Source organism: Streptomyces sp. NPDC048057, from assembly GCF_040653095.1.
Classification (GTDB): domain Bacteria; phylum Actinomycetota; class Actinomycetes; order Streptomycetales; family Streptomycetaceae; genus Streptomyces.
Map to the genome: position 1 here is coordinate 1 of NZ_JBEZNF010000034.1, position 22688 is coordinate 22688.

General features: G+C 72.0%; 19 protein-coding genes and 2 pseudogenes. 10 read left to right on the forward strand and 11 right to left on the reverse strand.

The genetic code is table 11. The annotated features are described in order from the left end of the window. From AB0E05_RS31240 to AB0E05_RS31260, 5 genes and pseudogenes are all read right to left on the reverse strand, one after another. Positions 1–388 (reverse strand): enolase C-terminal domain-like protein (locus AB0E05_RS31240; protein ID WP_361970069.1); only part of this gene is annotated, 388 nt, incomplete at its 3' end. A 58-nt stretch (positions 389–446) separates the two neighbouring features. Next, positions 447–536 (reverse strand): annotated as a pseudogene (locus AB0E05_RS31245) (hypothetical protein); the annotation flags it as partial. Positions 537–610: 74 nt separating this feature from the next. Beyond that, positions 611–1057: pseudogene (locus tag AB0E05_RS31250) on the reverse strand (enolase C-terminal domain-like protein); the annotation flags it as partial. Beyond that, positions 1038–1781: a hypothetical protein gene (locus AB0E05_RS31255; protein ID WP_361969879.1), complete on the reverse strand. Its 744-nt coding sequence runs from the start codon at positions 1779–1781 to the stop codon at positions 1038–1040. The gene AB0E05_RS31255 and the pseudogene AB0E05_RS31250, both read right to left, overlap by 20 nt. A 116-nt stretch (positions 1782–1897) precedes the next feature. After that, entirely contained in the window at positions 1898–2056 is a 159-nt protein-coding gene (locus AB0E05_RS31260) for a hypothetical protein (protein ID WP_361969882.1), read from the reverse strand. Positions 2057–2213: 157 nt separating this feature from the next. On the opposite strand from AB0E05_RS31260, the gene AB0E05_RS31265 reads away from it, so the two are divergent. The 4 genes from AB0E05_RS31265 (at position 2214) to AB0E05_RS31280 (ending at position 5390) form a co-directional block, all read left to right on the forward strand. Next, positions 2214–2804, forward strand: a complete 591-nt coding sequence (locus tag AB0E05_RS31265) for a hypothetical protein (RefSeq protein ID WP_361969885.1) — start codon at positions 2214–2216, stop codon at positions 2802–2804. Next, complete coding sequence (locus AB0E05_RS31270) at positions 2786–3118, forward strand: hypothetical protein (protein WP_361969888.1); 333 nt, start codon at positions 2786–2788, stop codon at positions 3116–3118. The genes AB0E05_RS31265 and AB0E05_RS31270 overlap by 19 nt, the downstream gene beginning before the upstream one ends. A 261-nt stretch (positions 3119–3379) precedes the next feature. Beyond that, positions 3380–4615, forward strand: a complete 1236-nt coding sequence (locus AB0E05_RS31275) for an HTH domain-containing protein (RefSeq protein WP_361969890.1) — start codon at positions 3380–3382, stop codon at positions 4613–4615. 253 nt (positions 4616–4868) lie between these two features. Then, complete coding sequence (locus tag AB0E05_RS31280; RefSeq protein ID WP_361969893.1) at positions 4869–5390, forward strand: M23 family metallopeptidase; 522 nt, start codon at positions 4869–4871, stop codon at positions 5388–5390. A gap of 178 nt (positions 5391–5568) precedes the next feature. Here AB0E05_RS31280 and AB0E05_RS31285 read toward each other — a convergent pair whose 3' ends face one another. The 6 genes from AB0E05_RS31285 to AB0E05_RS31310 all read right to left on the reverse strand — a co-directional run bounded on the left by AB0E05_RS31285 (position 5569) and on the right by AB0E05_RS31310 (position 13563). After that, the gene (locus tag AB0E05_RS31285) at positions 5569–6225 is read right to left on the reverse strand and encodes a hypothetical protein (RefSeq protein ID WP_361969896.1); all 657 of its coding nucleotides are present in this window, start codon (positions 6223–6225) and stop codon (positions 5569–5571) included. A gap of 253 nt (positions 6226–6478) precedes the next feature. Continuing rightward, positions 6479–8689 carry an MMPL family transporter gene (locus tag AB0E05_RS31290; protein ID WP_361969899.1) on the reverse strand — a complete coding sequence of 737 codons (2211 nt, stop codon included), beginning with the start codon at positions 8687–8689 and terminating at the stop codon, positions 6479–6481. Positions 8690–8938: 249 nt separating this feature from the next. Next, a complete protein-coding gene (locus AB0E05_RS31295) occupies positions 8939–9550 on the reverse strand; it encodes a TetR/AcrR family transcriptional regulator (RefSeq protein WP_361969902.1) in 612 nt (203 codons plus the stop codon). 63 nt (positions 9551–9613) lie between these two features. Beyond that, positions 9614–11173 carry an MFS transporter gene (locus tag AB0E05_RS31300; RefSeq protein ID WP_361969905.1) on the reverse strand — a complete coding sequence of 520 codons (1560 nt, stop codon included), beginning with the start codon at positions 11171–11173 and terminating at the stop codon, positions 9614–9616. A 66-nt stretch (positions 11174–11239) separates the two neighbouring features. After that, positions 11240–12397: an acyl-CoA dehydrogenase family protein gene (locus tag AB0E05_RS31305; RefSeq protein WP_361969908.1), complete on the reverse strand. Its 1158-nt coding sequence runs from the start codon at positions 12395–12397 to the stop codon at positions 11240–11242. A gap of 425 nt (positions 12398–12822) precedes the next feature. After that, entirely contained in the window at positions 12823–13563 is a 741-nt protein-coding gene (locus AB0E05_RS31310) for a helix-turn-helix domain-containing protein (protein WP_361969911.1), read from the reverse strand. A gap of 273 nt (positions 13564–13836) precedes the next feature. Between AB0E05_RS31310 and AB0E05_RS31315 the strand changes: the two genes are divergently transcribed. From AB0E05_RS31315 to AB0E05_RS31340, 6 genes are all read left to right on the forward strand, one after another. Further along, positions 13837–15423 (forward strand): ABC transporter substrate-binding protein, encoded by a 1587-nt coding sequence (locus tag AB0E05_RS31315; RefSeq protein WP_361969914.1) that lies wholly within the window; start codon positions 13837–13839, stop codon positions 15421–15423. A gap of 316 nt (positions 15424–15739) precedes the next feature. Beyond that, positions 15740–17434 (forward strand): amidohydrolase, encoded by a 1695-nt coding sequence (locus AB0E05_RS31320; protein ID WP_361969917.1) that lies wholly within the window; start codon positions 15740–15742, stop codon positions 17432–17434. Beyond that, on the forward strand, positions 17427–18809 hold the full coding sequence (locus AB0E05_RS31325; protein WP_361969919.1) for an amidohydrolase family protein: 1383 nt from the start codon (positions 17427–17429) through the stop codon (positions 18807–18809). The genes AB0E05_RS31320 and AB0E05_RS31325 overlap by 8 nt, the downstream gene beginning before the upstream one ends. Next, entirely contained in the window at positions 18806–19750 is a 945-nt protein-coding gene (locus AB0E05_RS31330) for an ABC transporter permease (protein ID WP_361969922.1), read from the forward strand. Before AB0E05_RS31325 ends, AB0E05_RS31330 begins: the two co-directional genes overlap by 4 nt. Beyond that, positions 19747–21642, forward strand: a complete 1896-nt coding sequence (locus AB0E05_RS31335) for a dipeptide/oligopeptide/nickel ABC transporter permease/ATP-binding protein (protein WP_361969926.1) — start codon at positions 19747–19749, stop codon at positions 21640–21642. The genes AB0E05_RS31330 and AB0E05_RS31335 overlap by 4 nt, the downstream gene beginning before the upstream one ends. Beyond that, on the forward strand, positions 21639–22682 hold the full coding sequence (locus AB0E05_RS31340) for an oligopeptide/dipeptide ABC transporter ATP-binding protein (RefSeq protein WP_361969929.1): 1044 nt from the start codon (positions 21639–21641) through the stop codon (positions 22680–22682). Before AB0E05_RS31335 ends, AB0E05_RS31340 begins: the two co-directional genes overlap by 4 nt. Positions 22683–22688 lie beyond the last annotated feature (6 nt).

Genomic DNA, 22688 nt, shown 5'->3' on the forward strand with positions numbered 1-22688 from the left:
CCCACGCGTAGCCGTGGGGGAGTACCCCCATCCTCCGCCTTGCGATCCACGGCACCAGACCCCTCCCCCTACGCCCAGAGGGCGTGGGGGGACCCCCATTCACCCAGCCTGATCCATAAGACACGCCCCAGGCGTGGGGGCCCAGGCCGGCGGTCGTCGGTAGGTCTACGTGGCCCGTGTGCGCGGCGGGTGCGAACACCGCGCCGGCCAGTGGGTCCTCCGTCACCAGCAGCGGTCCCACCAGGTCCGCCGGCACCGTCGCATGCGGCAGTGCCGCCGCGAGGTGGGCCGCCGCCAGTGTCGCCACTCCCAGCTCCGGCATCGTGCCGAGCTTCACCACCAGCCCCGCGGCCTCCGCCAGCGCGGCGATCTGGCGGGCTCGGTGCAGACCCCCCCACCTTGAGGATCTTGATGTTGAGGACGTCCGCCGCCTCCCGGCGCACGATCTCCATCGCGTCGTGCAGTGACTGCATGCTCTCGTCGGCCATCACCCGCGCCGTGCCCGCGCGCCGCAGGGCGGCCATGCCCGCCAGGTCCCAGCGCGGGAGCGGTTGTTCGACGAGGTCGAGACCGGCGTCGGCGAGCCGGGCGACCGTGCGCGCGGGGCAGTTCCCGGGGCGTGGCCCTCATTGGCGTCGAGGCAGAGTTCGACCGCTGCCGGTACCGACTCGCGGACCAGCCGCACCAACCGGACGTCGAGTTCGGGGTCCTCTCCGCCCTTGACCTTGATGTGGGTGAAACCGCGGGCCGCGTACTCGGCGGCCTCCGCGGCCATCTCCTCCAGCGTGCCGAGGCCGACGACCCAGGCGGTCGGCACGCTGGTGCGGACTCCTCCGCCGAGCAGCAGATGCAGCGGCCATCCCGCGGCCCGCGCGACCAGGTCGTGCAGGGCGATGTCGAGCGCGGCCTTCGCGAGGTGCTGGCCGCGTATCGCGGTGTCCATCGCGGTGTGTGCTCCGGCCAGATCGCGTGGATCGCGGCCGACGAGGGCGGGCGCGGCGTGCTGGGCGAGGGCGGTCTCCAGGCCGGCGAGGGTCTCACCGGTGTACGCGGTCATCGGGGACGCCTCCCCGAAGCCGGTGACGCCCTCCGCGCTCCGTACCGCTTCTTCCTGCCCGGGTCAGCAGACCCGATAGGTGTAGAAACTCTCGTTGCGCGACATGTACATGTTGCCGTCGGGGCCCTTCGCCAGGTTCGAGACCGGCCGGGCGATCAGCGTCAACTGCATCGTCACCGGGTCGATCCGGTACGCCTTGCTCTGCGTCTTGCCCCACAGATATTCCGACGTGGAACACGAGGTTGGTGTCGTGCCACACCTGCGTCTGGGTCTCCCAGAGGTACGGCTGGTGCTTGACCGTGCGCAGGGTCTGGCCGGTCGCCGGGTCCATCTCGAACAGCGTATCCGGGGTCAGCCCCCAGAGCTTGCCGCTGCCGTCGAACTCGTAGACCCGGCCGCCGGGGTGGACGCCGAGGTACAGCTTCCCCTGGTGGGAGGCCATGCCCTCGCTCTGGCCGACGTTCGGCCAGAACTGCGTGGCGCCGCTGCCCGGTTGGTACGCCGCCAGGCCGCCGGTGAGGAACCCGCCCGCGTACAGGCGCCCGTCTGGGCCCTCGGCCATGGAACGGATGGTCACGGGCCGGCCCGTGAGGGTGTGGCCGAGGAGCCGGCCCACACCGGTCCTGGTGTCGTAGTGCCACATGCCGCCGGTGGACGAGGTGCCGACGAGGGTGGTGCCACGCCAGCCGAGGGTACGGATGCCGCCCTCGCCGAACTCGGTCATCGCGAGCTTCGTGGTCCGGCCGGTCCTCAGGTCGAGCCGGCTCAGCGCGCCCTTCTGGACGAGGTGGACGGACCGGCCGCGGGCTGCGCCGCCGCGCGGGGCGGGGGGAAGCGACGTCAGGGCCTCGTGGTAGCCGGGGCGGTGCAGGTGGCGCTCGCCGAGCACCACCCAGTCGAAGCCCGCCCGCTCGGCGAGCCGGCCTGCTCGACGGCGTCCGCGAGTGCGGGGCGGTCGTCCTTGCCGGAGAACAGGTTGACGTAGAGGCCGAGGCGCATGGCCGGACTCCTCTCCTTTGTCCCTTTACGGTCTGGGCCGTAAAGATTAACGTATGGTCCGTGGTTACCAAAGGGTTCACGGAACAAGTGGTGGGCACATCGGGCGAGTTGCTCCGGCGGCTGCGGGGGACGGGTGCTCCCGGCGGTACTGACACCGATGGACGAGCGAGGGACCGTCGACCTGGGCGTCCTGCGTGCCTACGCGGTGCAGCTCGACGCCGCCCCGGTCGGCGGCTTCGTGGTGTGGGCGCACACCGGCCGCGGCCTGTACCTCTCGGCGGCCGACCGCGCGCGGGTGCTGCGCACCTGGCGCGCGGCGACCGACAAGCCGCTGGTCGCCGTCGCGGGCGTCCCCCGCGACCTCTCACCGGCAACGGTGGCCGAGGCGGAGGCCGCGGTCGAGGCGATGGCGGTGACGGCTGCCGAACTGGGTGCGGACGCGGTAATGGTGTACCCGCTGCACGCCCTGACCGCCCTCCCCGACGGCCACGACCGTGCTGTCCGGCTGCACGAGCGGGTGGCGGCGGCGAGCGGGCTGCCGGTGCTGGGGTTCTTCCTGCACGGTGAGGCGGGCGGATACGCGTACCGCCGGCACTGGTCCGCGACCTGCTGGCCCTGCCGGGGGCGCTGGGTCTCAAACTGGCCACCCTGGACCGCGCGATGGCCTGCCAGGACGCGATCCGTGCGGCCCGGGCCACGGACCGACTGGTCGTCACCGGCGAGGACCGTATGTTCGGCCCCAGCCTGATGTGGGGCGCGGACACGGCCCTCGTCGGCATCGCGGCGGCCCGCGCGGAACTGACGACGGCGGTCCTCGACGCCTGGTGCGCCGCGGACCACACGGCTTTCGTCGATGCGTCGACTCGCCTGGACCGCTTCGCGGAAGCCACCTTCCTCTCCCCGATCGAGGGCTATGCGCAGCGGATGCACTGGGCGGCGGTGTGGGAGGGCCTGTTGCCGGAAGCAGCAGCCCACGACCCGTTCGGCCCGCCACTGCCGCCGGTGGAGCGGGAACGCGTGGTGCAGTGCCTGGAAGGGCTGGCGGAGGACGGGGCGGAGTAGCGGGCGCTCCGGAGCCGTGGCCGTGCAGGGGCACCCGGAGGACGGGGTCGCAGCGCACCGCCACGGCCCGGCGCACGCGCTCGGCAGGGCAGGGGACACCCGGTCGTACGTCAAGCGGATACCGCCGGGACCACCCGCGCGACGTCGTCGTATCCTTTTATGGGCTGGGCCGAAAGATGAAGGACGCTTTTGCCTGGACTTGCCGGCGAGACGTTCGGGACCCGGCCACAACAGGCCGGATGGATGAAGGAGACGGGGCGCATGGCGTTCACCATCGGTGTGATCGGCCCCGAGGACCTGGTGCAGAAGGTGCGGGCGGTCGGTGCTCCCGACGCAGCGCGGCTGCTCGGCCTGCCCTACCGGCACGAGGACGAGACCCTCGACGTCGTCCGCGAGGCGGGGGCGTCCGGCGTCGACGCCCTGCTGTTCACCGGGGTCGTGCCGTACGCCCTCGCGGCGGAAGCCGGACTGCTGGACCGGTCGGCGATGTACGTGCCGTACAACGGGGCGACGCTGCTGCGCGCGCTCGTCGAGCTGCTGCGCCTCGGCCACGACGTGTCCCGGATCTCCATCGACACGCTCCAGCGCGCCGAGGTCGTGGAGACCATGACCGAGGCCAAGCTGCCGACCGAGCACGTGCACGTGCTGCCGTACCGCCCCGGGCTGACCGGCGACGACCTCGTCTCCTTCCATCTCGGCGCCCGCGACAAGAAGCAGACCCGGGTGGCACTCACCTGCCTCGGCTCCACCTTCCACACCCTCGACAACGAGATGCACGCCGTACGCCTCGCGCCCTCCCGGCACTCCATCCGCGCCACCGTGCAGTCGTTGGTGCTCGCCGCCTCCGCCGCACAGAGCGGCGACACACAGGTGGCGATGGGCATCGTCGACATCCCGCCCGGCTCCGACGACTCCGAACTGGCCGCAGACCTCGCCGTGCTCGGCGGCAGTCTGGCCCATCTGCCGGACGGGCGACGGCTGGTGGTGACCACGCGCGGTGCCCTGGAGAAGGCCAGCGACCACTTCACCCGGCTCCCGCTGCTCGACGCGCTCGCCTCGCGGCACACCTCGGTGCACGTGGGTTTCGGTCTGGGGCGTACGGCGGCGGAGGCCGAGTCGCTGGCGCGGCGGGCCGTCAACCGGGCCGGCGCGGTGGGGTCCGTGGCCGGGGTCGTGTCCATGCGGGACGACGTGGACATGGTGATCGACGCCGACTCCGCGCGGGCGACCGCGCCGGCCGGGCCGGAGAACAGCGTGCTGCTCGCCAGGCGCGTGGGGCTCAACCCGCAGACGCTCGACAAGCTGCGCGAGCTGGTCACCGCGGCCGACGGCGAGGGCCTGACCGCGTACGCCGTGGCGGAACACCTCGACGTCCAGCAGCGCACCGCGAGGCGCGTGTTGAAGCGGCTGGAGCGGGCGGGAGTGGCGGTGCCGATCGGCAGCCAGCAGCACGGACAGACGGGCCGGCCGCCGATCGTGTACCGGGTACGACTCTGAGGCGGCAGGCAGGTGCCGTGGGTTCCGGTCGCGGCATCCGTGCGATCGGCGCACGCTGGGAGGGGACGGCAATGCTCAGGCTGCTGGTCACGGGCCGAGTCGACGCTCAATGAGTCCGATGAACGGCCCTCATCGCTGGCAAGCGCTGTCCATCCTGTTCCCACGCGCGACGCCGGTGCTCTGCGCCCGAAATCAGCCCGTCGTGCACCGTGAAAGCGCAGCGCGATGTGACGGGAGTCTGAGGAGGGTCATCATGAGTGCGTTTAGCCTCGATATGTCAAACCCGTTCTCAACTGGGGCGAGCGGGACGTTTTTCGGTGGGCCGGGCGACGGTGGGCACGTCGGAAGTTCATGGTACGAGGCGTTCGGCATGGACTTCGGCGCGCCGGCAGGCACGCAGGTCCTCGCGGTCTTCGACGGGAAGGTCACCGACTTCAAGCAACCGACGCCCAGTCCGACCGTGTTCGGAGACCAAATCTGGGTGCGCGCCGCGAACGGCTCCCTGAATCCGGATGATCCGGGCGGCGTGGGCATCTTCTACACGCACCTGCAGGCGGATCCCAGCATCTTCATCGGCGCAACGATCGCCCGAGGAAGCGTCATCGGCACCATCTCCGCGGGGAATCCCTCGCACCTCCACTTCGCCCTGGCGGAGCGTCGCGGCGGCACGAACTTCGGTGTCAATCTCTACAGTGCCTTCCAAGGGCGCATCAACACCACCGCCATCATGACCGTGGAATTCCCTCAGAACGGGAGTCCGCCCACGATCGTGTGAAGGACCGGTGCGTGCACCACGGGAACGGACCTGGTCCGCCTCGTGGTCGGGAGCCCGAGCAGGTCCTCGTCCTCGACAACGTCATCACCCTGGGCGGGCAGGCCCCTGGTGCCTGACCCGACGAAGACGGACGCCGAAGGCCCGCAGCGAATGCGGCCGGTGCTCCGCCACCTCGGCGCTACCGCGCACCGGTGGCGGACCGGCGGGTGTAGACGCCGGTGCGGACCTGACCCACCGTCCGCTCCTCCGCCAGGGTGAACGTCTCCCGTAGGACGGCCCGCTTGGTCTGCTCCAGCGGTTCCGTGTCGAGCGGCTGGCCTCGGTGGTCCTGGACGGCGACGATCCGGGGCGCGGCGCGCATGCGGGCGCGCACCTGTGCCGGGGACGCCTCCGTGCCGCAGGGGGCGGCGGAGGTGCAGGGGGAGTCGGCGAGGGAGACGTCGTGGAGGTGGGCGTAGGGGGAGGGGCGGGCCAGGGTGTGGCTGTGGCGGCGGGTCGGGGCGAACAGCAGGCCGTCGCCCGGGCGGGAGACCTCGGCGACCGCCGACGCGACCGCGCCCACGTCGTTCTTGCGGCTGTCCGGCGTACGGAGGAAGGGGCCGTGCGCCACCAGCACCGCCAGCGCCCCGGCGACCGCGGACCACGCGAGCGCGCGCGACCAGGAGTGGTCCAGCGCCGCGCCGAGCAGCAGCGCGAGGCCGACGACGTACGGCAGGACGTAGCGGTCGACACCGTCGACGCCAGCAGCAACAGCCCCATGGGCAGCACCAGCACCAGCAGCGGCAGGGCCAGGGACCGTACGCGGGTACCGACCGGGTTGCGGTTGCAGGCCCACCCGAGGGCTGTCAGCAGAGCCAGCACCGCGAAGGCAACGGTGTCGGGCGGGCCGATCCACTGGAGGCGCGGGCCGATGCGGAATCGATCACCGGTCGAGTCCATCGCCCCCGTCATCGATGTGCAGGCCCCACGCCGCACGCGTCCATGGACGACCCTCCCAGGTCACCACCCGGCTGCTGGAGGTGGCGCAACCGGTCGGCCGCCGTGCGGCGGCCGACCGGCATGGCCTGGAGCGGAGGCTGCGGTGTGCTTCAGTCGAGCGCGTGGCTCGGCTCGTGCTCCGCTGCGCCGGCGGACCGGGCCGTCGGCCGGGCGAGCTTCTCGCCTTCGATGTCGACCTCCGGCAGCGCGCGGTCCAGCCAACGGGGCAGGGACCAGGCGCGGTCGCCGAGCAGGGCGAGCGCGGCGGGCACGATCGTCATCCGGACGACGAAGGCGTCGAAGACGACGGCGACCGCCAGGCCGAAGCCCAAGGACTTGATCATGGAGTCGTCGGAGCCGACGAAGCCGGCGAAGACGGAGATCATGATCAGGGCGGCGACGGTGACCACGGTGGCGCTGTGCCGGAATCCGCTGTCGATCGCGGTCCTGGCGTCGGCGCCGTGGACGTAGGACTCCCGCATCCGCGTGACCAGGAACACCTGGTAGTCCATGGCCAGCCCGAAGACGATGCCGACCATCAGGATGGGCATCAGGCTCATCACGGGACCTGTCTGCTCCAAGCCGAACAGGTCCTTGAGCCAGCCCCATTGGAAGACCGCGACGAGCGCGCCGAGGGAGGCCAGCACCGACAGCAGGAAGCCGAGGGCCGCCTTGAGGGGGACGAGGACGGAGCGGAACACCAGGATCAGCAGCAGGACCGCCAGCCCGACGACGAGTGACAGATAGGGCAGGATCGCGGCGCTGAACTTCGCGGAGATGTCGATGTTGAGCGCGGTCGTGCCCGTCACCAGGGCGCGGGCGCCGCTGTCGGATTCCCTGGCGTCGGCCAGGCCGCGGATCTCGTCGACGAGTTCTTCCGTGGCCTCGCTGTCCGGTGCGCTCCGGGGGACGACGGTGAGGATGGCGGTGTCACCCGCCGGGTTGAACACGGCCGGGGTCACCGCGGCCACGCCGGGTCGAGCCGTGAGGGTCTCGCCCAGCTCCGCGGCGGTGGCGCGGGTGACGGCGGGGTCGCGGTCGTCGACGGTCACGGTCAGCGGGCCGTTGACGCCCGGGCCGAACGACTGCGCCAGCATGTCGTACGCCTTGCGCTGGGTGGAGGAGGCGGCCTTGGAACCGTCGTCCGGTAGCCCGAGTTCGAGCTTGGTGGCGGGCAGGGCGACGACTCCCAGTGCCAGCACGGCCAGCACCAGCGTCCGCACGGGCTTGCGCAGGACGAGGGCGATCCACCGCTGGCTCAGCGGCGTCCGGCGCGGATCTGCGGCCCTGATGGCGGGCCGCTTGCGGGCCTTGCCGTGGACGCGATCCCCGGCGAAGCCCAGCAGGGCGGGGACCAGGGTGGTGGCGACGAGAACCGCGACGACGACGGCTCCGGCGGCGGCCAGGCCCATCTCGGTGAGGATGGGCAGGTTCACCACGGCGAGCCCCGCGAGGGCGATGACCACGGTCAGCCCGGCGAAGACGACCGCCGATCCGGCCGTGCCGTTGGCTCGGGCAGCGGCCTCCTGCGCGTCGTGGCCGTCTGCGCGCTCCGAGCGGTAGCGGGAGACGATGAACAGGGCGTAGTCGATGCCGACCGCGATGCCCAGCATGGAGGCGAGGGCGGGTGCGTTGCTGTTGAGGCCGAGGGGCTCGTTGAGGGCGGTGATGGCGGCCAGGGTGATGCCGACGCCCACCACCGCGGTGAGCAGGGGCAGGCCGGCGGCGACCAGGGAACCGAAGGTGATCACCAGGATGACGGCGGCCAGGGCGAAGCCGACGGCCTCGGCCGTGTGACTCATCGCGGGGGGCGCCAGGGCGTTGCCGGACGCCTCGACCGTCAGCCCGCGGTCCCGGCCCGAGTCCAGGGCCTTCTCCAGGCCGTTGTGGTCGCGGTCGGTCAGGTCCGTGTCCTTGGCGGTGTAGGTGACCTGGGCGTAGGCGGTGGTGCCGTCGGCGCTCACCGCGCCGGCCGCGAAGGGGTCGGTGACCTGGCCGACGTGGTCGGAGGACTTCTCCGCGTCCGTCAGGGTCGCTTCGAGCGCGGCCCGGTGTTCGGCGGCGCCGATCTTCTCCCCGTCGGGGGCCCGAACGACGACGCGGGCGGTGGCCCCGTCGGCGTTGGCGGCCGGGAACTTCTCCGCCAGCAGGTCCATGGCCCGCTGGGCCTCGGTGCCCGGCAGCGTGATGGCGGTACTGGCGGACCCCGAACTGCTCGCGGCGCCGACCCCCACGGCACCCAGGACGAGCGTCCACGGAAGAACGACCAGCCAGCGCCGCCGGAAGGCGGAGCTGCCGATCCTGTGCAGGAACGTGGCCATGCGGGTGATACTCCGAATCGAGGGGTGCGGACGGGCGTGTGGTGCCACAGGCGCGCGGAAGCACAGCGGATTCCGGGCAGAGAGGGATCTGCGGGCCGGTGGGCGGACGTGCCGGGGGAGAGGCACGGCCTTGAGGCCGCGTCTCGGCACGGTGAAGTCGCCGGCCGCGCGCCGTGGCGCGCAATCGACTGCGAGCGGTGCTGTCGGGGGAGCCGGTCACGGCTCCGGGGCGTTCAGTTCACCCGGTCGTCACTCGACGGCGGGCACAGCCGCGAGCGCCGGCAGCAGAACCGTGTCGATGACGTCCATGAGCTGCTTCTCGGTGGCCGGGGAGCCGTAGAGGACGTCGATCGCGAACCAGGGGCCGAACACGAGCCGGTCGGCGAGGGCGATCACGGGATGGCCCGCGACGATCTCCCCCCGGGCCGCGGCCCGCTCCAGCAGTCCGGTCAAGCCGTCGACGACGGGGTGCAGCAACACCTTCCGGACCAGCTCCATCAGGTCCTGGTCCTGCATGATGGCCGGCGGCAGCGACGCGAAGGTCTCCCGGTCCGGGTCACCGGTCACCAGCAGATGCACATAGGCCGCCAGGTCGCCGCGGAGGTCGCCGGTGTCGATCTCCGCGAAGGCCGCCAACTGCTCCTGGCCGTGTGCCTTCCAGGCGGCGACGACCAGTCGCGGCTTGCTCTCCCACTGCCGGTAGAGCGTGGCCGTACTGCACTTCGCCCGTCGGGCCACCTCCGCCATGGTGACGTGGTCGTACCCGACCTCGCCGACCAGTTCCGCCGTCACCCGCAGCAGCTCCTGCTCCCGCTCCGGGGTGAGCTTGCGCCGGCGCGACGCCTCGGGTGCCTCGGCCATGACGCTCCTGATCCGGTCGTTCGTTGCTGACCCCCGAACCGTACCCGTTCCGCTTATCGAAAATCAAATTTTCGAAAACGGCGTTTTCGGTGCTTCTCCGGCCTCGTCGGACGGCTCGGGAAAGCCCCGGGAGGCCACGAACAGCAGCACCAGCAGCGCCGCGGCGGCAGCTGCCGCCGCGCCGAGGAAGACGTACTCGACCGCGGCGTCCACCGCGCGGCGCAGCCGGTCCGCGGCGTCGGGCGGGAGGGCGGACGGGTCGTTCACGGCCCGGCCGACGGAGTCGGCGTCGCCGGCCCCGAGGCGGGACGCGAGCACGGCGTTGGCCAGCGCGCCGAAGAGGGCCGCGCCCACGGTCTGGCCGATCTGCCGGCAGAAGAAGACCGAGGCGGTCGCCGTGCCGCGTTCGGAGTGGAGCACCGAGGACTGCACGCCGATGAGCAGCGGGAGTTGGAACAGCCCGAGCGCCCCGCCCAGCAGCAGCATGATCAGGGCGGGGTGCCACGGCTCGCCCGGATGGGGGAGGAAGAAGAAGGAGCCCAGGACCAGGCTCGTCAGCGCGGCCCCGATCGCCGCGGTCAGCCGGAAGCCGATGCGCTGGTAGACCTTGCCCGAGAGGGCCGCGCTGACGGGCCAGCTCAGGAGCATCACGGTGAGGACGAATCCGGCCCGGGTGGGGTCGAGGCCGAGCACGGACTGACCGTACGTCGGGATGAAGACGTTCGGCGCGATCATCAGCACGCCCAGCGCACCGAACGACAGGTTCACCGCCGCGATGGTGCGCCGCCGCCACACCCAACCGGGAATGATCGGGTCGGTGGCGCGTCGCTCGACGACCACGGTCACGGCGACCATGGCGGCGCCACCGGCGAACAGCGCCAGCGACGGCGTCGACAGCCACGGCCAGGCGACCCCGCCCTGAACGAGCGCGGTGATCAGCAGCGCGCCGGAGCCGAAGAGGGCGAGGGCGCCCGGCCAGTCCACCGTGGCGGGGACCTTCTCCCGCCGGGGCTCGTGCAGATGACGGACGATCAACCAGAGGGCCACGGCGCCGACGGGGAGGTTGAGCAGGAAGATCCAGCGCCAGTCGGCGTACTCGGCGACGGCGCCGCCGATCGCGGGACCGGTCACCGCCGAGCCGGCCCACACCGACGACAGCCTCGCCTGGATCTTGGGGCGCTGCTCCGCCGGGTAGAGGTCGGCGGCGATGGTCTGCACGGTCCCCTGGAGCGCGCCGCCGCCCAGGCCCTGGATGATCCTGAAGGCGATCAGGGACGTCATGTTCCAGGCGGTCGCGCACAGCAGGGAGCCGACCAGGAAGACGCCGATCCCGATGACCAGGACCGGTTTGCGGCCGATGGTGTCGGCGAGCTTCCCGTACACCGGCAGGGTGACGGTGACGGCGAGCAGATAGCCGGAGAAGACCCAGGAGAAGGCGGAGAACCCGCCGAGGTCGCCGACGATCTGCGGTACCGCGGTGGAGACGACGGTCACGTCGAGCGCGGCGAGCGCCATCCCCAGCATCAGGGCGGCGACGACCGTGCGGCGTCCTCGTGGGGCACCGCCCGGCGCTGCCTTCCCGACCTTCTCGACAGGGTCGGCCGCCCCGCGCTCTCCCGCCACCTCGAACTCCTCTCGCCGGACGCAGGCCCCGCCCTTCGGACGGACCGCGCTCCTTTCCGGACAGCCCTAGAGACCGAGGTCCTTGGCGATGATCGACTTCATGACCTCGCTGGTCCCGGCGTAGATCCTGCTGACCCGGGTGTCGGCGTAGAGCCGGGCGATCGGGTACTCCAACACGTAGCCGTAGCCGCCGTGGAGTTGGAGGCACCTGTCGATGACGCGCCCCGCCGTCTCCGTGCAGAACAGCTTGGCCTTCGCCGCGTCGGCGGCGGTCAACTGCCCCTGACCGTGCAGTTCCACCGCCCGGTCGGCCATGCATTGCGCGGCTGTCACCTCCGTGGCGCACTCGGCGAGGACGAACTTGGTGTTCTGGAAGGAGGCCACCGGCTTGCCGAAGACCTCCCGCTCCCGCACGTAGTCCGTGGCGAAGGCGACCGCGGCCGCGGCCGACGCGCAACTGCCGACCGCCGCGCCCAGCCGCTCCACCACCAGGTTGTGCGCGAGGTAGGAGAAGCCGCGGCCCTCCTCGCCGAGGAGGTCGCCCACCGGGACCCGTACGTCGTCGAAGGAGAGTTCGGCGGTGTCCTGCGCCCGTAGGCCGATCTTCTCCAGCTTGCGGCCGACCCGGAAGCCCTCGCTGGCCGTGTCGACGCACAGGATCGACAGGCCCGCCCGGCGGTTCGCGGGGTCGTACGGCGCGGTGCGGCAGACCACGAGGATCCGATGGGCCTGTGCCCCGCCGGTGATGAAGGTCTTGGCGCCGTTGAGGACGTAGTGCGAGCCGTCCGCCGAGAGCTCCGCCCTCGTGCGGATCCCCGCGAGGTCGGACCCGGTCCCGGGTTCGGTCATCGCGATCGCGGTCATCATCTCGCCGGAGAGGAAGCCCGGCAGCCAGCGCTGCTTCTGCTCCTCGCTGCCGAACTCCAGCAGGTACGGAAGCACGAGCGCGGTGTGGACGACGTCGGCGCCGAAGCTGACCCCGGCCCGAGCGCACTCCTCCCGGATCACCATGGAGTGGCGGAGGTCGACGACGCCCGCACCGCCGTACTCGACGGGCACCTGGATGCCGAAGACGCCCAGGGCACCCAACTTGCGGTAGAGCTCCAGCGGTACGTGGCCCTGGCGCTCCCAGTCGGCGTAGTGGGGGACCACCTCCTCGGCGATGAACTTCCGGATGACCGTCCGGAAGTCGTGGTGGTCCTCGGTGAAGATGGTCCGGCGCATGCTGGCGGTCCTTGTCCGTCGTCCAGTGGGTTCAACGGCCGTGCACTCCCGTGCGAAGAGAGCGGAAGAGGCGGCATGGGGGTCTCCGACGGCGCACCAAGTGAACGGCCGTTGGAAAAATCCCTCCCGAACCTCCTGTCACACCTCTTGGGTCCACCGCTGAAGTCTCGCCTCATACCTCGGTAGAACCGGGACTTCCTTCGCCATGGGATGGCCCGTCGGAAGAGTTAAGTTAATACAAGCTAACGACGTGGTCCAGAGAATGGCGATTCGCTGTGGCAGGGCTCTTGGTGGTGTGCCCGCGGGATCTCCCGGCCGTGCCCGCCCGTGGCCGGTCATGACAGCAGCGAGCGCAGTGAGGTCGTCCTCACTGCGCTCGCTGCCGGTGGTCGCGCCGCTTCGACCCGCTTCGGGGTCGGGGCGCTTCAGGCCGTGTGGTGGATGACGACGGAGATCACGCGGACCTCCTGATCGGTCATGTTGCGGTACTGGTGGGGGGTCGCCGAGTCGAAGGCGAGGGAGTCGCCCGCCTCCAGGACGTACGTCTCGAAGCCGATGTCGGCGTGGAGCGTGCCGTGCAGGACGAGTTGGTACTCGCGGCCGTCGTGGCGGATGGAGGCATGGGTGTCGGTGGAGCGGCCGAAGGGCTGGTAGACGACCTCCAGGAAGTCCACCCGGGCGTCCTGCTGCGGGGTGAGCCGCTCCCAGCGGACGCCGCTCGCCAGGTCGATGGTGCGGCGGCGGTTGCGGCGCTGGACGACGGGTTCGTCGGGCAGGACCGAAGGGCCCTCGGTGGGCTCCGTGCCGGAGGTGGCGGCCGGTGGCGCGGACGGGCGGCCCGCCTCGGCGGGCGCGGTGCCGAGGGCGGCGGCCAGGGCGAACCGCGGCAGCGCATCGGCTTCCGTCCCGAGCTGTTCCCCCTGGCGGCGCGCGGGGACCGTGCCGTCCTCACCGACTCCGAAGAGGTAGTCGAGGGAGATGTCGAGCGCGTTCGCGATTCCGTAGATCACGCCCGCGGACGGGGCCGTCTGCCCCCGCTCCACCTGGGAGATGAGGCTGGCGGAACAGCCCGCGAGCTTGCCCAGCTCGCGCAGGGACAGCCCGCGTTGGGTGCGGACCCTCCTCAGACGCGCCCCGAGTCCGGGGCTTCCCCCCGCTGGCTTCATGGCGACTCCTGCTTCCGTGGGGGCGATCGGTCCGGCCGCCCCGATCCATCGTGCGCACGCCGACTGTGGAGGAGCGTACACCTGTGTACAGCATGGTCGACATCCTGCACGCCGGCTACCCGTTCGACACAAGAGAACGCGGGAGAACGGCGAGAGAAAAGGGACTTCGCGCATCTTTGGTTTAACCCTTGACAAGTGAGCTGCACGCGACGTGCACTATAGCGCACAAGTCCTGCTGTGGACGGGCCACAGACCTGTGTGGAGGTTCTCGCTGTGAACGACAACGGACAGTCCACTTCCCGAGGGCGGGTGCATCGCACCCCACCAAGAGCCAAGGGCGCCCGCCTGGGCGGCGCCCTGTTGACCACCGCCCTCGCCGTCACCCTCACCGCCTGCTCCGGCCAGGGCGGTGCCACCGGCGCCGGCGTCGCCAAGAAGCCCGGCGAGGGGCCCGGCGGCACCCTGCGCATCGGCACCAACCAGCAGTTCGACGACTGGGACACGGTCAACAAGCAGAACAGCACCTTCAGCTCGCTCGTCTACGAGCCGCTGATCAGCGTCGCCGCCGACGGCTTCACCCTCCGGCCCCAACTCGCCACCGAGTGGGAGGAGTCCGCCCGCGCTGTCGACTTCACCCTGCGCCCGGGCGTCGTCTTCCACGACGGCACCCCCTTCGACGCCCAGGCCGTGGTCAAGAACCTGGAACGGATCAAGAACACTCCGAGCCAGTACCGCAGCCAGCTCGAAGCCGTCGCGAAGGTCACCGCCGTGGACGCCACCCACGTACGGATCGACCTCAAGGAACCCGCCCCCAACCTCCTCAACAACCTCGCCCGCCTCGGGATGTTCATGGTGTCGCCCAAGGCGCTCGCCGACGGCACCTGGAAGACCAAGGCCGCCGGCACCGGCCCCTGGGTCTTCGACCCCAAGGCGTCCACGAAGGGGCTGCGCACCGTCGTCACCTCCTTCGACAAGTACTACGACAAGAAGTCCGTCGGCCCGGCCCGCGTCGAGGTCACCCAGATCAACGACCCCGACAGCCTCTACAACGCACTGCGCGCGGGCCAGCTCGACGTCGTGTGGACCACGCCGCCGCTCGCGGCCCGGGCGGACAAGGAAGGGCTGAAGTCCACCTGGTTCCCGTCCGTGCTCTGGCACCTCCAGATGTACGACACCCAGGGCGTCTTCAAGGACAAGAAGTTCCGCCAGGCGGTCTGTCACGCCATGAACCCGCAGGACTACGTGGACGCCGCGCTCGGCGGCAAGGGCAAGACACCCCTCCAGCGGTTCCCCGAGGGCCAGCCGGGGCACGACCCCGCGCTCAAGGGGTACCCCTTCGACCTGGCCAAGGCCAGGCAGCTGATGTCCGAACTCGGTGGACAGAAGCGCTCGTTCACCCTGATCAGCTATGACACGCAGCGCACCATCGCCGAACTCTTCCGCAGCCAGATGTCCGAGATCGGCGTGGACGTCAAGCTGGAACTCCCCAACTTCCCGCAGTTCCTGAGCACCTACCAGAACGGCAAGTACCCGGCCGCGATCCTCTCCGACGGCTCCCGCTCGGGTGCGTACGACTACTACAACCGCAAGTTCTCCCCGGACGCGCCCGGCAACCCGCTGAAGGTCGACCACCCCGAGCTGACCGCCGCCGTCCAGGAAGGGCTGGACGCCACGACTCCCGAGGCCCGTGAAGCTGCCTGGAAGAGGATGTCCAGGATCGTGAACGACGAGGCGCTGGACTGCGGCTACTTCGACTACTCGGGCTTCTGGGCGTACAACCCGAAGAAGGTCGACAACATCGTCTCCACGACGAACGACGTCGCGGTGTTCCGCTACAAGGAAGCCCAGGTCGTGGGCTGACGCCGCACCAGCCCCACCCTGCACCCACTCCTCGTCCCACCTCGAACCACCGGCCTCGGCACCGAACTCCGGTAGCCCGCCGCAGCCGACGCTCCGGCCCGTGTGCAGTCCGTCGAACGACGGACGCGCCCGCCACCGCGCCACCCACCCTCCCGCGCCCGCCGCCGCACCGAGCCCTTGTGGGCCGTGCCCCGCCGGCCGGAGCCCTCTCCCACACCGCCGCCCGAGGCGCCGTGGCCGTGCCCCGCGCCCGCCGCGCTCCCGCTGACGCGGAGCCGCGCCCCACCCTCCGTACACCCGGATGGAGAACCCACCCATGAGCAGCACACCGACTTCCACGGCCCATCCCGACCTGGTGCTCGTGAACGGACGGGTGACCACCCTGTCCGCGGACGCCCGCAGCGCCGAAGTGGAAGCCGTCGCCGTCACCGGCGAGCGGATCTCGGCGATCGGCACCACCGTGGAGATCAGCGATCTCGCCGGGCCCGCGACCACCGTCGTGGACCTCGCGGGGCGACGCGTCGTCCCCGGGCTGATCGACTCGCACGTCCACGTCGTCCGGGCCGGCCGCACCTGGCGCGACGAGGTCCGCTGGGAGGACGAGCCCTCCCTCGCCAGCGGCCTCGCGGCCGTCGCCGCCCGGGTGGGGGAGCGCCCCGAGGGGAGCTGGATCCGGGTCATCGGCGGCTGGCACCCCGCCCAGTTCCCCGAGAACCGGGGCCCCAGCCGCGCCGAACTCGACCGCGCGGCCCCCGACAACCCCGTGTACGTCCAGTTCCTCTACGACTGGGCCGTCCTCAACACCGCGGCGATGCGCGTCCTGGGCGTGGACCGCGCACTGGTGCGGTCCCTCGAAGAGGAGGGCTTCGACCCGTCCGCGTTCGAGACCGACGCCGACGGAGAACTCACCGGCAAGGTCGACGGAACCCCGCTGATGGAGTGGTTCTACCGGCGGATGCCCAGCCCCTCCTTCGAGGAGCAGGTGGCCTCCACCGCCGAGATGTCCCGCGAGCTGAACCGCCTCGGCATCACCGGCGCCATCGACGGCGGAGGCTTCAACAGCGGCCCCGACGCCTACCCCGCCATCCGGGAGACCTGGCGCCGCGGACTGCTGACCGTCCGCAGCCGGCTCGCCGTGCACGCCTCCCGCGCCGGCACCGAGCTGGACGAACTCGCCGGCTACCTCCGCTTCACCCCCCTCGACGTGGGCGACGGCATGCTCCGGGTGATCGGCTCGGGCGAGGTCGCGCTGTACCGCACCGTCGACAAGATCGCCCACCCCGTCGTCATCGACGACGACGTGCGCCGCCAACTGCGCCAGATCTTCACCGACCTGGCCCGCAACCGGTGGACGGTGCACACCCACGCCCACCACCACGAGACCATCGACGCCGTCCTCAGCGCCTGGGAGGAGGTGCACGCCGAGCACGACATCAGCGACCTGCGCTGGGCCCTCGTCCACGCCGAACCCCTGCGCCCCGCCGACGTCGACCGGATCGCCGCGCTCGGCGCCGGGGTCCTCGCCCAGGGGCTGTTCCGCTTCCAGGGCGACGAGGCCATCGCCGTCTGGGGCGCCGACACCGTCGCCGAAGCGCCGCCGCTGCGCACCCTCATCGAGCGCGGCATCCCGCTCGGCCTCGGGTCCGACGCGATGCGGGTCGCCTCGTACAACCCGTTCGCCACCCTCGCCTGGTTCCTCAACGGCCGTACGGTCACCGGGAACGCCACGCTCGACCCCCGGCACCTGCTCACCCGGGAGGAGGCGCTGCGCGGCTACACCGCGTCCGGCGCCTGGTTCAGCTTCGAGGAGCACGAGCGGGGCCGGCTGGAACCCGGGCTCCTCGCCGACCTCGCCGTCCTCAGCGACGACTACTTCGCCGTCGACGAGGACGTCATCCCGCGCATCGAATCCCAGCTCACCCTGGTCGGCGGCCGGATCGTGCACTGTGCCGGCGACTTCGCCGCCCTCCCCGTCGCCGCCCCCGTCCCGCAGGGAGTCAGCCGTGCCTGAGAAGACCCCTACCGCCCCCGGCCCGAGCCTGCTGATCAAGGGCGCCACGGTCCTGACGATGGACCCCGAACTCGGCGACCTGCTGCCCGGCGACATCCTCGTCACCGGGGACCGCATCACCGCCGTCGGACCCGACCTCGGCGACCGAGCCTCGGCCGACACCGAGGTCATCGACGCCCGCGGCACGATCGCGATCCCCGGGCTCATCGACACCCACATGCACGCCTGGCAGGTCCCCCTGAAGGGCCTGCACGCCCAGGGCTGGACCGGCGAGGACTACCAGTCGGAGGTCTTCCACCTCCGCGAGCGCTTCACCCCCGACGACATCCACGACGCCACCTTCTCCGGCGCGGTCCAGATGCTCGACGCCGGCATCACCGGCGTCATCGACTTCTGCCACAACGTGATGTCGCCCGAGGCCGCCGAAGCCGGGCTGCGCGCCCACCGCGCCACGGGCCAGCGCGCCCTGTTCGCGTACGGGATGCTGGGCGGCTTCGACGCCCCGCCCGAGGACCACGACTGGCGCCTGGAGCACGTCCGCCGCCTCGACGAGGAGGTCAACAAGGGCGGTGACGGCCTCCTGCGGGTGGGCCTGGCGCTCGGCTCCATCGAGTACGGCTCCATGGAGCGCGTCCGGCGCGAGATCGCCCTCGCCCGGGAACTCGGCCTGCGGATGACCGTGCACCAGAACCCGCCCGGCCAGCTCCGCGCCCTGCACGAGGCCGGGCTCCTGGACTCCGACATCGTCCCCGCACACGCCAACGCCGCCGACGACGGGGAACTGGCCCTGCTCGCGGCCTGCGGCGGCGGCATCTCCTTCACCCCCGAGGGGGAGTTCGGCGGCGGCCGGTCCATGACCGTGCTCAACCGCGCCCACCGCGCGGGCGCGAGCCCCAGCCTCGGCATCGACACCCACGCCCGCGTCGCCATCGACCTGTTCGCCGCCATGCGGCTGACCTTCCTGCTGATGCGGAACGTCGACGCCGCCACCGAGCGGGAGGCCGGCCGGTGGCCGCTGGCCCACCATCCGGGCGTCCCGCTGGTCCGCCCCCGCCACATGCTGGAGTACGCCACCGTCAACGCAGCCCGAGCGCTCGGCCTCGGCGCCGACCTCGGCCGGCTCACCCCCGGCCGGCTCGCCGACGTCGTCCTGATCGACACCGAGCCGTACGGAGTCGCGCTCGGCGACCCCGCCGCGCACGTCGTCCTCCAGACCACCCCGCGCGACGTCGACACCGTCGTCGTCGGCGGCCGGGTCCGCAAGCGCGGCGGGCGCCTGACGGACCTCGACCCGGCCGAGGCGGGCGCCGCGACCCGCCGGGTGCGCGCCAGGGTCCTCGGCTCGGCGGTCCCGGACCCGGGACCTGCGCGGTGACCACCTTCGTCCTGCGGCGGCTGCTCTCCGCGCTGCCCACGCTGCTGCTGGTGTCCGCGTTCGTCTTCACCCTGGTCCATCTGACGCCCACCGACCCGGTGGCGCAGATCCTCGGCGAAGGCGCCCCGGCCGCCGACAAGGCCGCCATGACCGCGCAACTCGGTCTGGACCGGCCCCTGTTCGAGCAGTACGCGCAGTGGCTCGGCGGCGCCCTCGGCGGCGACCTCGGCACCTCGCTGTACACCAGCGTCCCGGTCAGCGAGTCGATCGGCACCGGCATCGGCATCACGCTGTCGCTCGCCCTCGCCGGCATGGCCGTCGCCCTCGCCGTCGGCGTCCCGCTGGGGGTGCTCGGCGCCCTGCGACCCGGCACCGTCGCCGACCGGCTGCTCACCACCCTGGTCGCCCTCGGCCTCGCCGTGCCCAGCTTCTGGCTCGCGATGCTGCTGGTCCTGGTGTTCGCCGTGAACCTCGGCTGGCTGCCCGTCGTCGGCTACGTACCCCTCGCCGACGACCCCGTGGCCTGGTTGCAGGGCATGGTCCTGCCCGCCCTCGCGCTCGGCTCCCACACCGCGGCCGTCATCGCCCGCCAGACCCGCAGCGCCATGATCGACTCCCTGGATTCGCCGTACGTGCAGACCCTGCTCGCCCGCGGCATCCGGCGCCGCACCATCGTCCTGCGGTACGCCACCAAGAACGCCATGGTCCCGGTCCTCGCGGTGATCGCCATCCAGATGTCCGTGCTGGTCGCCGCCAGCTTCGTCATCGAGCGCATCTTCGCGGTCCCGGGCCTCGGCACGCTGCTCATCGACAGCGTCGTACGCGCCGACTACCCCGTGCTCCAGGGCTCCATCGTCCTGGTCGCGGTCATCGTCCTCCTGGTCAACCTGGGCGCGGACGTGCTGTACGGCGTGATCAACCCGAAGGTGAGGCCCCAATGAGCACCCCCCGGGCACGGGCCGGCACCTTCCGCCGCCTGCTGCGCCAGCCGATCACCGTGATCTGCCTGGCCGTCCTCGGCCTCCAGGTCGTCGTCGCCCTCGCCGCGCCGCTGATCGCGCCGTACGGCCCCAGCGAACCGAACGTCGCCGACAAGCTCCAGGGCCCCGGCGCCAACCACCTCCTCGGCACCGACGACCTCGGCCGCGACACCCTGTCCCGGCTGATCTACGGCACCCGCACCGCGCTCCTCGCCTCCGGCGAGTCCGTCGCCATCGGACTCGTCCTCGGCGTCGGCCTCGGCCTCCTCGTGGGCTACCGGGGCGGCTGGTGGGACCGGATCGGCATGCGGGTGGCGGACGTCATGCAGTCCATCCCGGCGCTGCTGCTCGCCCTCGCACTGGTCGCCGTCCTCGGCAACGGCCTCGGCAACGCGATGCTCGCCGTCGGCCTCATCTTCGCCGTCAGCTTCATGCGCATCACCCGGGCCGTCGTCCTCGCGGAACGGGAGAAGCTGTACGTCGACGCCGCGCGCGTCCTCGGCCTGCGCCCGGTCTCGGTGATGTTCCGCCAGGTGCTGCCGAACGTGTCGCCCCCGCTGATCGTGCAGGCGTCCATCGCCCTGGGCACCGCCCTGCTCATCGAGGCCACGCTCAGCTTCCTCGGCGTCGGCGTCGACGCCTCCCAGGTCAGCTGGGGCGCCATGCTCGACGCCTCCCGCCAGCACGTCGCCGAGCACCCGCTGCTGGCGATCCTGCCCGGGGCGGCGATCACGCTGAGCGTCCTGGTTTTCAACCTGCTGGGAGACGGGCTGCGGGACGCCGGGTCGCCCCGGTCCGCGGGTGCGACCCGGCCGCGCAAGGCCACGGCCACCGCCGACGGGCCCGGCCCCGGCGCGCTCCCCGCGGCGCCGGCCCCCGAAGCGCCGTCCGACGCGCTCCTGCGGGTCGACGGGCTCACCGTCACCGACCCCGGCGGCGCGCAACTCGTCTCCGACGTCACGTTCCACATCAACCGGGGCGAGACCTTCGGCCTGGTCGGCGAGTCCGGCTGCGGCAAGTCCATCACCGCCGCCGCGATCCTCGGACTGCTCCCCAAGGGCGTCACCGTCGCCGCCGGCTCGATGCGGCTCGGCGACACCGAACTGACCGGACTCGGCGGCGAGAAGCTGCGCCGCATCCGCGGCGGACGCGTCGGCATGGTCTTCCAGGACCCCGGCTCCGCGCTCTCGCCCGTACACACCGTGGGCCGCCAACTCACCGACGCCATCCGGGCCCACAGCGACCTCAACCGCGCCCAGGCCACCGAACGGGCCGCGGAACTCCTCCGCCTGGTCGGCGTCCCGGCGCCCCGACAGCGGCTCAAGGACTACCCGCACCAGTTCTCCGGCGGCATGGCCCAACGCGTCGTCATCGCCGGCGCCCTCGCCTGCGACCCGGAACTCCTCATCGCGGACGAGCCCACCACCGCACTCGACGTCACCATCCAGGCCCAAGTGCTGGACCTGCTCGCCTCGCTGCGGGAGAGCCTGTCCATGTCCCTGCTGCTGATCACCCACGACCTCGGCGTCGTCGCCGACTCCTGCGACCGCATCGCCGTGATGTACGCCGGACAGATCGCGGAGCAGCGCACCGTGCACGACGCGTTCGCCCGCCCCCGCCACCCGTACACCGAGGCCCTGCTCGCCGCCGTGCCGCACCACGGGCCGGGGGACGAGCCGCTCGCCACCATCCCGGGACGGGTGCCGCCGGCCTGGGACTGGCCGCAGGGCTGCCGGTTCCACCCGCGTTGCCCGTACGCCACCGACGGCTGCCGCACCACCCCCGTACCGATCGACGCCGACGGCGTGCGCTGTCTGCGGGCCGTCGAACTCGACCTGGCAGGTGCCCGATGAACGACCCGACGAGCAAGCCCGCCCCGTGCGCCGAAGCCCCGCCGCTGCTCAGCGTGGAGAACCTGACCGTGCGCTACCCGCTCGGCCGGGGGCTCACCGGACGGCCCCGGATGCTGACCGCCGTCCGGGACGTCAGCTTCACCATCGGCGCGGGCCGGACCCTCGGCCTGGTGGGGGAGTCCGGCTCGGGCAAGAGCAGCATCGGACGGGCCGTGCTGCGCCTCGCCCCGATCTCCGAGGGCCGGGTCGTCTTCGACGGACAGGACGTCGCCCGCTTCGGCCGGCGCACCCCGCCCTCCTTCCACCGGGACGTCCAGGTCGTCTTCCAGGACCCGCTGTCCTCCCTCAACCCCCGGCAGACCGTGGCCACCACCCTCGGCCAGGCCATGACCCGACACCGCCGCCTCAGCCCCGTCGAACGGCGCCGGGAGACCGAGGAGTGGCTGGACCGGGTGGGGCTCTCGGCCCACCACGCCGACCGCTACCCGCACGAACTCTCCGGCGGCCAACGCCAACGCGTCGCCATCGCCCGCGCCCTGGCCACCCGCCCCCGGCTGATCGTCTGCGACGAACCCGTCAGCGCCCTGGACGTCTCCACCCAGAGCCAGGTCATCAACCTGCTCAAGGAACTCCAGCGCGACCTCCAGGTCAGTTACCTCTTCATCGCCCACGACCTGGAGGTCGTCCGGCACATGAGCGACGACATCGGGGTGCTCTACCTCGGCGGGCTCGCCGAGTCGGGCCCCGCCGACCGCGTCCACCGCACCCCCGCCCACCCCTACACCCGGACCCTGCTGGCCTCCACGCTGCTCGCCGACCCGGCGCGGCAGAAGAGCCGGTCGGCCCGGCGGCGCGCGCTCGCCACGGACGCCGAACTCCCGAGCCCCCTCGCGCCGCCGCCCGGCTGCGCCTTCCACCCGCGCTGCCCGCGCGCCGACGACCGGTGCCGCGTCGAGCAGCCCCGGTTGCTGCCGCTGGCCGACACGGGCGTCAGCGCGGCCTGCCACCACAGCGAGCCGGCCCGGTCGGCGGCCGGCTGACCGCCG